This is a genomic window from Spiroplasma sp. BIUS-1 (assembly GCF_010365805.1).
Classification (GTDB): Bacteria; Bacillota_I; Bacilli_A; order Mycoplasmatales; family Mycoplasmataceae; genus Spiroplasma_A.
In genome coordinates this window covers 40,204-55,523 of sequence record NZ_CP048386.1, presented here as the reverse complement: position 1 = coordinate 55,523, position 15,320 = coordinate 40,204, and the positions used below count along the sequence as shown (strand labels likewise).

Here is a 15,320-nt window from a genome sequence, read left to right as displayed (position 1 = left end):
TATTATTTTTTCTCATTATATCTATCAATAACTTCTTGAACAGAACCGGCATACATGAACAATACTTCTGGTATATGATCTAACTCACCTTTTAAGATTGAATCAAAAGAACTAATTGTATCTGCAACAGGTACATATTTTCCACTTCTTCCAGTAAATTTTTCACCAACAGTGAAAGGTTGTGACATGAAGTTTCTAATTTTTCTTGCTCTGTTAACAATTATTTTATCTTCTTCTGAAAGTTCTTCCATACCAAGAATTGCAATTATTGATTGTAATTCTTTATATTTTTGTAATGTTTCTTGTACTTTTAAAGCTATTTGATAATGATGTTCTCCAACAACTTCTGGATCTAACATTCTTGAACTTGAGTTCAAAGGATCGATTGCAGGATAAATTCCTAAAGAAGCAATTGTTCTATCAAGAACAACTCTTGCATCTAAGTGAGTAAAAGTTGTTGCAGGTGCCGGGTCAGTTAAGTCATCGGCAGGAACATAAACAGCTTGAACAGAAGTTATTGATCCTTTTTGAGTAGAAGTAATTCTCTCTTGAAGCGCTCCCATTTCAGTTGCAAGTGTTGGTTGGTAACCAACAGCAGAAGGCATTCTTCCAAGTAGAGCTGAAACTTCTGAACCAGCTTGAGTAAATCTAAAGATGTTATCTATGAATAACAAAACATCTTGGTTTTTTATATCTCTAAAATATTCTGCAATTGTTAAACCAGTAAGAGCAACTCTCATTCTTGCTCCTGGTGGTTCATTCATTTGTCCAAATACTAAAGAAGTTTTATCAATAACTCCAGCATCAATCATTTCGTAGTAAAGGTCGTTACCTTCTCTTGTTCTTTCTCCAACACCAGCAAAAACCGAAATCCCACCGTGTGCTTTTGCAACGTTATTAATTAACTCCTGAACCAAAACTGTTTTACCAACTCCAGCTCCACCAAATAATCCAATTTTTCCACCTTTTGCAAATGGCATCATTAAGTCAACAACTTTAATTCCAGTTTCTAAAATTTCAGCAGAAGTAGCAAGTTCATCATAACTTGGAGCAAGTCTATGTATAGGCATTCTTTCGCCCTCAACTTCTGGTTTGTCATCAATTGGGTCTCCAAGAACATTAAACATTCTTCCTAAAACTTTATCTCCAACAGGTACACTGATTGGACTTCCAGTATTAGTTCCAATTATTCCTCTAACCAAACCTTCAGTTGGCCCCATAGCTATAGATCTTACTAAGTCATCACCTATATGTTGGACAACTTCTAAAACTAATTTAGTTCCATTGTTATCTACTTCAATAGTGTTGTAAAGTTTTGGCATATCCTCTTGTTTGAATTTTACGTCAACAACAGGACCCATTACTTGGACAACTTTACCTTGTGTAATTTTTTCTGTCATACCTATTACCTCTAATCTTCGTTTTGAGCATTAGCTCCACCAATGATTTCACTGATTTCTTGTGTAATGTTTTCTTGTCTTTTTCTGTTAAACATAACACTTAAATTTTCTGAAAGCTCTCTTCCATTTTTGTTAGCAGCTTCCATTGCCATTCTTCTACTTGCTTGTTCTGAAACTTGTGATTCAATTATTGTTCCGAATAAAATTGTATTCAAATACATTGAAACACTTGTTGTTAATACTGTTTCTGGATCTGGTTCCAAGATAACATCTTCATTATCATCATAAGCTTCTTTTTTTTCTATCGGAAACATGTCCAATACTTTTGGTTCAAAAGTTACGTTGTTAATAAATTTAGTGTATACGATTTTAATTTCATCAAATTCTTTTTGAACAAAATAGTTTAATAGGTTAACTGACATTTTTCTAGATTGCTCGTTTGAAAAATCTACATCAATATCTGTAAACTGTTCTTTCATTTCAATTCCGTTTGCTCTGCAAAAATTTATTACTTTAGTTCCGATTGCAAATACACTATCTGTTTTTTTATCTATTAAAGGTTTTAATACTTTAAAAACATTTGAATTATAACCTCCGCATAAACCAAGATTTGATCCTATAACTATTCATAAAGTATTTGTTTTACTCTGATTTGGTTTCTTTAAATATATTGAGTCTTCTGAGTGAGAAATAATATAATTAAAAACATCATAAACTTCATCTAAATAAGTTTGAATGTTTCCCATTCTTTTAGATATTTTTTTTAGTTTTGCAGTTGCAACTAGTTCCATTGCTCCTGTAATTTTTCCAATATCTTTTATATTACTTATTTCACTTTTTAGTTCGCTAAGATTTGGCATACTAAGTTAATTTTTTAAACTCTTCTTCTTTTCCAAAATCAGATGCTTGATAACCTTTTATTTTTGAAGTCATATCTTTTAGAATTAATACAACTTGAGATTTTATATCTTTATATAATTGATCACTGAATTCTTTTTCAGTCGATAATAATTTTCTAAGTGCTTTCGCATTATTATCATTTTCGAAATGATTTATAACTGCTTCCTTAAAGTTAATCATTTCATTTAGTGGTAACCATTTTATTATTCTTTCTTTTATAGCTAACAATATTATTGATTGATCGATTTGTGAAATAGGTTTGTATTGTCTTTGTTTTAATAACTCAACAATTTTTTGACCATGACTTAAAGTTTCTTTTGTTGTTTCATCTAAGTCACTTCCGAATTTAGCAAAAGCTTGTAATTCATAATATTGTGCTAGTTCAAGTTTTAATGTTCCCGCTACTTGTTTAACTGCTTTTATCTGAGCTGAAGAACCAACTCTTGAAACTGATAAACCAGTATTTACAGCAGGTCTTATTCCTGAGTTAAATAATTGTTCTGATAAAAATATTTGTCCATCAGTAATTGAAATAACATTTGTTGGAATATAAGCTGATATATCTCCAGCTTGAGTTTCAATAATAGGAAGTGCTGTGATGCTTCCTCCACCATAATTTTCATTTACTCTTGCTGCTCTTTCCAATAATCTTGAGTGTAAATAAAATACATCTCCAGGATAAGCTTCACGACCTGGTGGTCTTCTTAAAAGCAGAGCTAATGTTCTGTAAGCAATGGCGTGTTTTGATAAATCATCATAAACTATTAAAACATCATCACCTTTTGACATTCACTCTTCTGCTATTGAAACTCCAGTATAAGGAGCTATATATTGCATTGGAGCTGATTCACTTGCTGATGCAGAAATTACTGTTGTGTATTCCATTGATCCTGCTAATTTTAGTTTTTCTACAACTTGTGCAACTGTTGATTCTTTTTGTCCAATAGCAACATATACACATTTAACGTTTTTACCTTTTTGGTTAATGATTGAATCTATTGCAATTGCTGTTTTTCCAGTTTGTCTATCTCCAATAATTAACTCTCTTTGTCCTTTTCCAATTGGAATAATTGAATCTATTGCAAGAATACCTGTTTCCATTGGTTGGTTAACTGATTTTCTTGACATTACACCTGTTGCTATTTTTTCAACTGGTGAGAATTTACTATTGTTTAGAGGACCTTTACCATCTATTGGTAATCCAATCCCATTTAAAACTCTACCAAGCAATTCATCTCCAACTGGAGTTTCAACAACCTTACCAGTTCTTATTACTTTATCACCTTGACGAATTTTTGAATCATCTCCAATAATAACAGCACCAACTGCTCCTTCTTCTAAATTAAGAGTCATACCGTAGATGTCGTTTGAAAAAATTAAAAGTTCACCCATCATAACATCATCTAAACCGAATAATAGCGCAACACCATCACCGATACTTGCAACAGTACCTTCTTGCGATTCAATAACTTCTTTGCCATATTCTTTAATTTGTTTTTTGATGACTTCTGATATTTCGTTTATTTTAAGTGACATGTAATCACCCCTATTTTCTATTTTCTAAAATCATATTTTTCATATCTTCAACTTTTCCTTTTAGAGAATAGTCAAAAACATTATTTGCTACTTCAATTCTTATACCAGCTATTAATGAACTGTCGATTTTATTTTCTAGTTTTATTTTTTGACATATTTTTTTATGAATTTTTTCTTCAATAGTTGAAATTGTTTTTTTATCAATTTCAATAGTTGAATAAATAATTCCTTTTTTGATTTCCAAACTTTCTCAAAGCTTTTTAATTGCAGCTTCAAAAATATAATTTACAGATGAGAAGTATTCTCTTTCCACAATTAGTTTTAATGAATTTAAAACTAATTGATCAATTTCTTTTTTGAAAATATTATCAATAAAATTTATTCTTTTTTCTAATGGAATAAATTTATTTGATAAAAATTCAACAGCTTCTTGATTTGTTTCGAAAACTTTTTTTAAATCTTCTAAAGTTTGTGTAAATGATTCTACTTTATTTTCTTCTTTGGCTAATTCACAAATGGCAGAGGCTCAGTTGTTAATTAAGGTTTGTTTAATCACAAAACTAGTCCAAACTATTTATAAAGTCTTTAATCATTTTTTCATTTTTTTCTTTAGAAACATTTTCATTCATAATTTTTTCAGCAGCAACAAATGCAAGATCAATTACTTCTTGTCTCATTTGTTCTTGCATTTCATTTCTTTCAAAGTCAATTGCTTTTTTAGCATGAGTTTGAATGTTAGTAGCTTCTGTTCTTGCGTTTTCAATTATTTCAAATTTCAAACTATCAGCTTCAAGTTTTGCAGCACTTACAATTTCTTTAGATTCTTCTTTTGCAGTATCTAAAAACTTAGAAGCAATTTTATTATTTTTATTAGCTTGTGCTTGTTTTAAAGCAGCATCATCTAATAATTCATTTATTTTTTTTCTACGTTCCTTAATCATTTCTCTGAAAGGTTTGTAAACTAATTTTGTTAGCAATATCAAAATAACAATTGTTGATAATATATGTGCAATAAAATTAGCTAAATTTGGAAATAAACCTTCAATAATATTAGGAATACCTGCAGTTGCTAAAAGCATAGATGTCACACCTTTCTTATGCTACAAAAATTAATAGAATTGCGATAACTAAAGCGTAAATTGCTCCTGATTCACAAAATCCTGCTGTAATAATTAAAGTAGAAGTAATTTTTGGTGCAGTTTCTGGGTTTCTACCAATAGCGATACATGCACCATATCCTACCATACCTTGACCGATTGATGCTCCGATCATTCCCATACCAGTTAGACCAGCACCTAAAAATTTAAGTCCTGTCCCAATATTATTTTCGTCTGCTAAAAACATAAATAATGTTGAGTATAAAGGCATAACTGAAATAAAGTTACCACCCATTGTTGTTGTTAAAGTTGTAAGTGTTTCAATAAACATAATTTTTCTCCTTTTAAATTATCTTTCTAATTTTTCTTTACCTTCATTTGCACCTTCACCGTTTTTGGCTCCAGATCAATAAGATAAGGTTAACATTGAAAATACTATTGACTGGATTACTCCGTCAAATAAATCAAAGTATAAATGTAATCACGGAAGCGATATTACAGAAAATATATTAAATCCTGCTCATCAGTAATTTAATTTATTATCTCAATCCATTCCTGGACCACTAGGTCAAAAAATATTTCCTTGAAGTTGAATTAAACTTGCATAAAGCAATCCTAATAAAATTGATCCTCCAAGAATATTTCCAAATAACCTGAATGAAAGTGATATCAAAGGCACAAATTGTCCTATGATTTCAATTGGATTGTAATACCTTTTAAAGAAAGCTAATTTTTGATATCTTAATCCGTAATAATATATACCTATGAAAGTAACTATTGCCATTGACAAAGTTACAGTATAAGAACTTGTTAAAGGTTCTATTCCTATTAATGCAACTACAGAAGAAACAATTATATACATAAATATATACATAATGTATGGTGTTAACTTTCTGTGAGCTTTACCCATAATTGTTACAACAAGATTTTCAACTTTTGTTATAAACATTTCTGTTAAAACTAAAAAACCAGTTAACTTTTTATCTTCTTTATAATTTCTTATTTTGACATTGTATACAATACAAAATGTACAAATTATAATGCAAGTTAATAGTATAGATAATAGCTGAGGTGTTATTTTGTCTCAAACATCCATCATGCCTTCATCAGCAAGGAACATAAGAACCTCCTTTTTATTTTTTGGTTACCATATAAAAATTTACTTACTGCTTTTTCTAATAAAAATGAAAGGCATTCAATTTACTATAAAAGCTATTAACACTCCATAAATACTGAAAGCGATCGGTAAATAAAAACTTATAAGGAATGGAACGATGTAGAAACCAATTCTTATTGTTGAGAAAAATACAAAATTGTAAGGATTAAGGTTTAAGGTTAAGTTTTTTGTAGATAAAGCAATAAATAAAATTGCCATATACAAAAAACCAGTTCCTAAAACGTACCCTGTAATAAATGTATAGTCAACAACTTTAAACAAAGTAAGAATTGATAATAAAACTAGAATAATCGAAATAAGAGATATAACTATAAGTGCTCTTTTGTTTTTAAGTAACATTATGTTCTCCTCTATTAAGTTCCATCTAAATAATAATACTCCTATTAATATCTAAAATCTATGAAAAATTGTATTCATAATAAAAAAATAAGCACTAAAATGCTTATTTTGTACCAAATATTCTATCTCCAGCATCTCCAAGTCCAGGAACTATATATCCGTGTTCATTTAGAATTGGATCTAAACTTGCTGTATAAATATCTACATCTGGGTGATCTTTTGTAATTCTATCAACACCCTCTTGAACAGCAACCAAACATACAAATTTTATTTGTTTTGCTCCTCAACCTTTTGCTATTTCAATAGCTTTTGATGCACTACCACCAGTTGCTAACATTGGATCTACAACAATAACATAACTTGATTCTATATCTTTTGTAGTTTTTGCAAAATATTGAACAGGTTCTAAAGTTTCTTCATCTCTGTATAAACCAACGTGAGCTATTCTTGAAGTTGGAACCAATCTTTGGATTCCTTCTGTCATTCCTAAACCAGCTCTAATAATTGGAACTAAAACAACAGGCATATCTAATGTAAAACCTTTAGTTTCAACTACTGGTGTTTTAATGTCTATTTCAGTTAAAGGTACATCTCTAAAAATTTCATATACCATTAATTGTCCAATCTCATTTAGATTTTCTCTAAAATCTTTTGAAGATGTTTCTTCTTTTCTCATTCTTGTAAGTTTATCAAGAATTAGTGGATGTTTAATTATTGTAAATGCCATTTTGTTTCTCCTATTGATTGTTAAGTTTTTCTACTCTATTTGCATGTCTCTCTTCAAACTTTGTGTTTAAAAAAATATCTACTAATCTAACTGCTTTTTCATTTGCAATAAATCTTGCCCCTAGAGCCAAGATGTTTGCGTTGTTATGTTCTCTTGCCAACATTGCAGTTTGATCTTCATAACAAAGTGCAGCACGCGCACCTTTTACTTTATTTGCAGCAATTGATATTCCAATACCACTACCACATATTACTATTCCTAAAGTATTTTCTTGCACAACTCTTTGTGCAACTTCTTTTCCAAAGTCTGGATAATCAACAGAATCATTTGAATCTGTTCCAATATTTACAACTTCATGTCCTTTAGAATTTAGGTATTCAACTATTTTATTTTTCATTTCAACAGCTGCATGGTCGTTTCCTATAAAAATTTTCATTTTAAGAATTCCCCCTCTAATTGAATATACACTATTTTGTTAATAAAGAAAAAAACAAAATAAAAAAGGTGTTAAACACCTTTTTTCTAGTATTCTGAATCGTAAGTTTCTTTACCTTTTTTAATGATATCTGCACTACCAGTCAATCCAGTTCCTGCTGGGATTAAGTTTCCTAACATAATGTTTTCTTTTAATCCTTCAAGTTTATCAATTTTTCCTTTGATAACTGCTTTTACAAGAACTCTTGCTGTATCTTGGAATGATGCACTTGATAATCATGAATCTGATTCAAGTGGTGCTTTTTTGATACCAAAGATAACGTGTTTTGCAAGAGGTGGTTTTTTACCTGCCATAATTGCATTTTTAACTTCTGTTCTGAATGTTCTAGATGATATAACTTCACCTGGAAGTAATTCAGTTTCTCCTGAGTCAATAATTTTAACTTTGTTCAACATTTGTTTAACAATAATTTCAATATACTTATCTGAAATTTCAATCCCTTGTAGACGGTAAACTTTTTGTACTTCTTTTAAGATGTAGTTTTGTACGTCTTCAATTCTTGCAACTTCTAATAATTCTTTGATGTTTATTGCACCTTCAGTTAATTTTTGACCACGAGTTACTACTTCACCTTCAGTTACTCTTAAGATAGCTCCATATTGTGATTTGTATTTTCTTTCATCTTGTTCAGATTCTACAACAATAGAGATAATTCCATCTTCTTCTTTTGCTTCTTTTACAACTCCATCGATTTGTGAAATTATAGCAATTGATCCTTTTGAATTTGTAACGTCAAGTAATTCTTTAATACGAGGTAGACCTTGAGTAATATCTGCTCCCCCTGCAACCCCTCCGGTATGGAAAGTACGCATAGTTAGCTGAGTACCAGGTTCACCAATTGATTGTGCGGCAATAACCCCAACTGGTTCACCGATAGTTACGATTTCTCCAGTTGCTAAGTTTACACCATAACATTTTCTACATACACCACGGTTTGTATCACATGTTAATACAGTTCTAATTTGAACTTCTTCAACACCAGCATTAATAATATCGTCAGCAATTGATAATGTTATTAATGTGTTAGCTTCAACAATTGTTTTTCCTTTTGCATCAATAACATCATTGAAAGTAAATCTTCCAACAAGTCTGTCTTTTAAAGGAACGATGATGTTGTCATGTTTTGTTTCGATAATTGAGTGTACATCGAAACCTTTTGTTGTTTTACAGTCATCTTCAGTAACAATAATTTCTTGTGAAATATCAACAAGTCTTCTTGTTAAGTATCCTGAATCGGCTGTTTTTAAGGCAACGTCGGCCATACCTTTTCTTGCCCCGTGGGTAGAAATAAAGTATTCAGACACAGTAAGTCCTTCACGGAATGATGATTTAATTGGAATTTCTTTAATGTCCCCTTTAGGGTCATTCATAAGTCCCCTCATACCTACCAACTGTGTAAAGTTAGATACGTTACCACGAGCTCCTGAATCGGCCATAACAAATACTGGGTTTTTTGGGTCTTTTTTAAGAACATCTTCAAGTCTATTTTGAATTTTGTCTTTAACTTGTGATCAAACGTTGATTACACGACGTTTTTTCTCAGTTTTTGTTAACATACCCATGTTGTAGAACTCAGTAATTTGAGCCACTTTTTCATCAGCAACTTTGAATTCATCAAATTTTTCTGTATAAGCAACAACGTCAGCAGCACTGATTGTTGTTCCTGATTTTGAAGAGAATTTGAATCCTAAGTCTTTCATGTTATCTAACATTTGAGCAGTTTTTTGTGCTCCATATAATTTGAAGTATCTTTCAATAATTGAAGATAATTCTTTTTTCTTAATTGGTTGTTGAATTTGATATTCATTTGCAATGTAACTTCTGATATCAGTGTTTCCATCAATAATGAATTTTTCAATTTCTTCTTCTGCGTTGTTAATGTTTGAGTTAACAATTCATGGGAATTCTTCAACAAACATTTGGTTAAAGAATATTTTACCAACTGTTGTAACTAAGAATTTATCTTTATGTTTGTCAGATATTTTTTTGTTTAATAATTCACTAACCGGAATTGCAACAATTGCATTTAATGAAACTGAGTTTGTTTCATATGCTATTTTTACTTCATCGTAGTTTGCAAATAAAGTTCCTTCTCCATCAACACCTTTTTCTTCAGTGGTAATGTAGTAGTTTCCTAAAATCATATCTTGAGTAGGAGTAACAATTGGTTTACCATCTTTTGGTCCAAGAATTGCTTTTGATCCTAACATAAGTGCTCTAGCTTCAGCAACTGCTTCATCACTAATTGGTAAGTGGACAGCCATTTGGTCCCCATCGAAGTCGGCGTTGAAAGCTGTAGTTACTAATGGGTGAAGTCTTATTGCTTTACCTTTAACTAATTTTGGTTCAAATGCTTGAATACCTAAACGGTGAAGTGTAGGGGCACGGTTTAGTAAAACCGGTCTGTCTTTAATAACTTCTTCTAGGATATCTCAAACTTTTGCATCGTTTGTTGAAATCATTTTTTCTGCTACTTTAACGTTTTCAGCAAGATCTTTTTCTTGTAATCTTCTGATAATGAATGGTTTAAACAATGTAATAGCCATATCTCTTGGAATACCTGCTTGGTACATTTTTAAATCTGGTCCAATAGCAATAACTGAACGACCTGAGTAGTCAACACGTTTTCCTAAAAGGTTTTGACGGAATCTTCCTTGTTTTCCTTTTAAGATTGATGTTAATGATTTTAATGGACGTTTATCTTTTCCAGTAACTGGTCTTGGTTTACGTTCATTATCCAATAGTGCATCAACAGCTTCTTGTAACATACGTTTTTCGTTGTTAACAATAATACTTGGAGCTCCCATTGATTTAACTTTTTTTAGACGTTCATTTCTAATAATGATTCTTCTATATAAGTCGTTTATTTCAGAAGTAGTAAATCTACCTCCGTCCAATTGAATAATTGGTCTAATGTCTGGTGGAATTACAGGTATTACATGTAATATCATTCACTCTGGTCTTGATTGTGATTTTTTTAATGAATCAATAACTTCAAGACGTTTCATTAATTTGTTTTGTTCTGATGAACCTTTTTTCTCTCTTAAGTCTTCTCTTATTTTTTCAATTTCTTTATCTAAGTCAATGTTTTTTAATAAGTCTTCGATAGCACTTGCTCCGATTCCAAATTTAGCATTGATGTGTCTTGAAATAAATGTTGCAGCTTCATCCATTGAGAATGGAGTGTTTGGAGTTCTTAATTGATTAATTAGGTTATCTGCTCTTTTTCAAGCAAATGTATCTGGTTCAATACCAGCTTTAACATCTTCAAGAGTTTTTAATAATTTTTCTCTTGTTTTTACACTAGCTTTAGCGTTTCCTAAATCTAAAACCATACCTTTTTTAAGGTGTTTTGAATTTCCTGGATCTAAAACAATGTAACTTACAAAGTAAACAACTTCTTCAACTTCTTTAGTTTTTAAATCTAAAATTGAAGCTATTCTTGAAGGGGCAACTTTTAACATTCAAATATGAGTAACTGGTTCTTCTAACTCAATGTGACCCATTCTTTCACGTCTAACGATTGATTCAGTAATTTCTACTCCACAACGTTCACAAATTTTTCCTTTGTTTTTTACTTTTTTATATTTACCACAAGTACATTCATAGTTTCTTGTTGGTCCAAAGATTCTTTCATTAAATAGACCTTCTTTTTCTGTTTTTAATGTTTTGTAGTTTATTGTTTCTGGTTTAGTAACTTCACCACGTGATCAACTTCTGATTACGTCAGGAGAAGCTAATTCGATTTTAATCATTCTTTTGTTTGAATTTTTCATTTTAAAAACTTCTCCTTTATTATTCTTCTATACTTTCTTCTTCGAAAGCAATTTCGTCATCTTCGCTTGTTTCAGTAAAGTCTTTGATGTCTGATTCATTAAATGATGAGTCACCATCTAATAATTCTGTATCGATTTCAAAGTCATCATCGTCATCATATGCATTAATTTGTACTTTGTTTCCTTCTTCATCAATCATGTGCATGTCAAATCCTAGACCCATAATTTCTTTTGTAAGAACGTTAAATGATTCTGGAATTCCAGGTTTTGGAATTGGTTTTGATCTAACAATTGATTCATAAGTTTTGATACGACCTTTAATGTCATCTGATTTAATTGTCAAGATTTCACGTAATGTGTAAGCAGCACCATAAGCTTCAAGTGCTCAAACTTCCATTTCCCCGAATCTTTGTCCCCCATTTTGAGCTTTTCCTCCTAATGGTTGTTGTGTAATTAATGAGTATGGACCAATATTTCTTGTATGTAACTTGTCATCAACCATGTGAGAAAGTTTTAACATATACATAACACCAACAGAAATTGGTTTATCAAATGCTTCACCAGTTCTTCCGTCAATTAATGTAACTTTTCCATAGTTATCCATTCCAGCTTCTTCCATAATATCTTGTAATTCTTGTTCTTTAACCCCTTCGAAAACAGGTGTGTTAACTTTAATTCCAAGTTTTTTAGCAGCCATACCTAAATGGATTTCCAATACTTGTCCAATGTTCATACGAGAAGGAACCCCTTGTGGGTTTAACATAATGTCAACTGGTGTTCCATCTTCCATATGTGGCATATCTTCAACAGGTAAGATTTTTGAAATAACCCCTTTGTTACCGTGACGTCCAGCCATTTTATCTCCTTCTTGGATTTTACGTTTTTGGACAATGTAAACTTTAATTATTTCTAAAATATCTGCTGGTAAATCATGACCATCAGCTCTTGAGAAACGTTTAATTGATTTAACAATTCCTTCTCCACCATTTGGTACTCTTAATGAATTGTCTTTTACGTTTCTTGATTTTTCACCAAAGATAGCATGTAATAATTTATCTTCTGGTGATAATTGTGTTTGTGATTTTGGAGTCACTTTACCTACTAAAATATCTCCAACTTTAACTTCTGATCCAATAGCAACAATACCATCTTCGTCTAAGTATTTTTTGCTTGCTTCAGAAATATTTGGAATATCTCTTGTAATTTCTTCTGGACCTTGTTTTGTTTGTCTTCTTTCGATTGTATATTCGTCAATGTGGATTGATGTAAATCTATCTTCAATTACGATACGTTCTGAAACAATAACAGCATCCTCATAGTTGTAACCATTTCATGTTGTAAATGCAACAACTACGTTTTGACCTAAAGCTAATTCTCCTTTTTCCATTGAAGGACCGTCAGCTAAGATATCTCTTGCTTTAACTTTATCTCCAAGTTTAACGATTGGTAAATGAGTTATAGCAGTTCCGTTGTTTGAACGACTAAAGTCGTTTAAATCATAAGTTTTAATTCCATCTTTTTGTTCAATAGTAATTCTTTTTGAATCAACATATTTAACAATTCCATCAGCAGTTGCAACAATAGCATCCCCTGAGTCACGAGCAGCTTCATGTTCAACACCAGTTCCAACAATTGGAGATTGTGGGTTGATTAATGGTACAGCTTGACGTTGCATGTTGGCACCCATAAGTGCACGGTTAGCATCATCGTTTTCTAAGAAAGGAATACATGATGTAGCGATTGAAACAATTTGTTTTGGTGAAACGTCAACATAGTCAACATCTTGAGGAGAAACCATAATGTCATCTCCTCTATAACGAGCAACTACTTGTTCATCTAAAATTGTTCCATCTTCAGCTAAGTTAATGTTAGCTTGAGCAACTACATAATCTTTTTCTTTATCAGCAGTTAAGTATTCATACTCTCCTGAGATAACTTTTGTGTTTTTAACTTTTCTATATGGTGTTTCAATGAATCCGTATTCATTAATTTTTGCATAAGTAGATAAGTTGTTGATCAATCCAATGTTTGGTCCCTCAGGAGTTTCAATTGGACAAATTCTTCCATAGTGAGACGGGTGAACGTCACGAACTTCAAGTGCAGCTCTATCTCTGCTTAATCCACCTGGACCTAAAGCTGTTAATCTACGTTTATTTGTTAATTCAGCTAACGGGTTTGTTTGATCCATAAATTGTGATAATTGAGAAAGGTTAAAGAATTCTCCAATTATTGCAGTAAGTGGTTTATTGTTAATAATACTTGATGGTTTCATTTTGAATGGGTTTGAAGTTGCAAGTTTTTCTCTTACATTTTTTTCAATACGCATCATACCAATTCTGAATTGGTTTTGTAATAATTCACCAACAGTTCTAACTCTTCTGTTTCCTAAGTGATCGATATCATCAATTTCACCTATTCCATCCATTAAGTTAATTGCATATGAAATAGTTGCAATAACATCTGGTAAGTTTATAAATTCATCGCTTGATGTTTTTGTAATACCAATAATTGTTGCTGTTTCATCTCTTAAATCATTGTCTTTAAAAACTTTAACTTTTTGAATTTCATTACCTGAAGTAATTGCATCATTAAAGTTAATTTTTTGAACCATTGCTCCAGCTTCTAAAACTTTATCTAAGTCATCTAAGATATCTTTTGTGATTTCAGTTCCTTTTGCAAAAGCAACTTTACCTTTAACATCAACGATGTCTTCAGCTAAAACACGACCAATTAATCTGTTTTTTACAGATAATTTTTGTTGTAATTTAAATCTTCCTGCTTTTGTTAAATCGTATTTTCTTTTATCAAATAATAATCCGTATAGGTATTTACTTGCTCCATCAGCTGTAGCTGTTTCTCCTTGACGAATTTTTTTGTAAATTTCTTGAACTTGGTTTTCGTAATCTATTTCAATATCACCAGTTAATGTGTCTAATTCATAACTTGATGCGATTACTTCGTTGTTATCGAACAAGTCTAAAATGTCTTCTTTTTGCATTTTGAAGGCTGTTAATAAACTTGTTGCTGTTGTTTTTCTTGATTTATCAATTTTTACATAGAAAACATTTGAAACTTTATTATCTAAAGTTTTTTTAGAATCTAATTCAAATTCTAATCATGTTCCTCTTGAAGGAATGATGTCTGCATAGTAAATCATTTCCCCATTTTTACGGTTCATTTCTTCTTTGAAATAACTTCCTGGTGAACGAACTAGTTGTGAAACAACTACTTTTTCACTACCATTTATAACAAATGTTCCTCTGTCTGTCATTAATGGGAATTCTCCAAAGAAAACTTCTCCAGTTTTGTAAATATCAATATTAGCTAGATAGAATTCTTCTTTTTCTTCTTTGATTTCAATTTGAATTGTATCTTTTTCACCAGTTTTACCTTTGAACTCAAAAAAGTAAAGTGATCCTTTACTGTCTTTAAATTCAACACCTGTTGATTCTAATTTTTCTTGTAATCATCCTTTTAAGAATGTTTCCATTGACCCTGAAATCTCTTCTTTGAAAACTTCTACATCTTCCATGTGAATAGTTAATGATAAGTTAGCATAGATTGGAGCTTCAAATATTTTTGATTCTTCTTTTGCTTTTGTAATTGACATTCTTGGTTCTCTAAATTCTCAATCTGTCATAGAAAGAACAATGTCACCGTCTGCTGAAACTACTGGAAATACCTCTTCAAACACTTCGTTGATCCCTTTGTTTTTAAATCAATCGAATGTGTCTGTTTGTAATTCGATAAGGTTTGGTAACTCTAAATCACCTGACACCTTAGCATAATCACGTCTTTCCACAAGCGCATTAATTTTCTTAATTTTATAATTCATTTAATAATGTCCCCCGTTCAAATAAAACATACGCAAA

12 protein-coding genes are annotated in these 15,320 nt (G+C 31.0%); all 12 read right to left on the bottom strand.

The features are described 5' to 3' along the window. Nucleotides 1–2: 2 nt before the first annotated feature. The 12 genes from atpD to SBIUS_RS00225 all read right to left on the bottom strand — a co-directional run bounded on the left by atpD (nucleotide 3) and on the right by SBIUS_RS00225 (nucleotide 15,283). Complete coding sequence (atpD, locus tag SBIUS_RS00280) at nucleotides 3–1,400, bottom strand: F0F1 ATP synthase subunit beta (RefSeq protein WP_162684524.1); 1,398 nt, start codon at nucleotides 1,398–1,400, stop codon at nucleotides 3–5. 11 nt (nucleotides 1,401–1,411) lie between these two features. Next, nucleotides 1,412–2,260, bottom strand: coding sequence for an ATP synthase F1 subunit gamma (atpG, locus tag SBIUS_RS00275; protein ID WP_162684523.1), 849 nt, complete (start codon nucleotides 2,258–2,260; stop codon nucleotides 1,412–1,414). A 1-nt stretch (nucleotide 2,261) separates the two neighbouring features. Further along, nucleotides 2,262–3,836 carry a F0F1 ATP synthase subunit alpha gene (gene atpA / locus SBIUS_RS00270; RefSeq protein ID WP_162684522.1) on the bottom strand — a complete coding sequence of 525 codons (1,575 nt, stop codon included), beginning with the start codon at nucleotides 3,834–3,836 and terminating at the stop codon, nucleotides 2,262–2,264. Between the two features lie 10 nt (nucleotides 3,837–3,846). After that, nucleotides 3,847–4,392 carry a F0F1 ATP synthase subunit delta gene (locus SBIUS_RS00265; RefSeq protein ID WP_162684521.1) on the bottom strand — a complete coding sequence of 182 codons (546 nt, stop codon included), beginning with the start codon at nucleotides 4,390–4,392 and terminating at the stop codon, nucleotides 3,847–3,849. Nucleotides 4,393–4,396: 4 nt separating this feature from the next. Continuing rightward, nucleotides 4,397–4,915: a F0F1 ATP synthase subunit B gene (gene atpF, locus SBIUS_RS00260; protein ID WP_162684520.1), complete on the bottom strand. Its 519-nt coding sequence runs from the start codon at nucleotides 4,913–4,915 to the stop codon at nucleotides 4,397–4,399. 16 nt (nucleotides 4,916–4,931) lie between these two features. Next, nucleotides 4,932–5,204 carry a F0F1 ATP synthase subunit C gene (locus tag SBIUS_RS00255; RefSeq protein ID WP_370456486.1) on the bottom strand — a complete coding sequence of 91 codons (273 nt, stop codon included), beginning with the start codon at nucleotides 5,202–5,204 and terminating at the stop codon, nucleotides 4,932–4,934. A 78-nt stretch (nucleotides 5,205–5,282) separates the two neighbouring features. After that, nucleotides 5,283–6,053 (bottom strand): F0F1 ATP synthase subunit A, encoded by a 771-nt coding sequence (locus SBIUS_RS00250; protein ID WP_162684519.1) that lies wholly within the window; start codon nucleotides 6,051–6,053, stop codon nucleotides 5,283–5,285. Nucleotides 6,054–6,092: 39 nt separating this feature from the next. Further along, nucleotides 6,093–6,449, bottom strand: coding sequence for an MG406 family protein (locus tag SBIUS_RS00245; RefSeq protein ID WP_162684518.1), 357 nt, complete (start codon nucleotides 6,447–6,449; stop codon nucleotides 6,093–6,095). 103 nt (nucleotides 6,450–6,552) lie between these two features. Then, nucleotides 6,553–7,176, bottom strand: coding sequence for a uracil phosphoribosyltransferase (upp, locus tag SBIUS_RS00240; RefSeq protein ID WP_162684517.1), 624 nt, complete (start codon nucleotides 7,174–7,176; stop codon nucleotides 6,553–6,555). A 10-nt stretch (nucleotides 7,177–7,186) separates the two neighbouring features. Then, nucleotides 7,187–7,612, bottom strand: coding sequence for a ribose 5-phosphate isomerase B (gene rpiB / locus SBIUS_RS00235; RefSeq protein ID WP_162684516.1), 426 nt, complete (start codon nucleotides 7,610–7,612; stop codon nucleotides 7,187–7,189). A gap of 86 nt (nucleotides 7,613–7,698) precedes the next feature. Then, nucleotides 7,699–11,448: a DNA-directed RNA polymerase subunit beta' gene (gene rpoC / locus SBIUS_RS00230; protein ID WP_162684515.1), complete on the bottom strand. Its 3,750-nt coding sequence runs from the start codon at nucleotides 11,446–11,448 to the stop codon at nucleotides 7,699–7,701. 19 nt (nucleotides 11,449–11,467) lie between these two features. Next, complete coding sequence (locus tag SBIUS_RS00225) at nucleotides 11,468–15,283, bottom strand: DNA-directed RNA polymerase subunit beta (protein ID WP_162684514.1); 3,816 nt, start codon at nucleotides 15,281–15,283, stop codon at nucleotides 11,468–11,470. Between the last annotated feature and the right edge of the window lie 37 nt (nucleotides 15,284–15,320).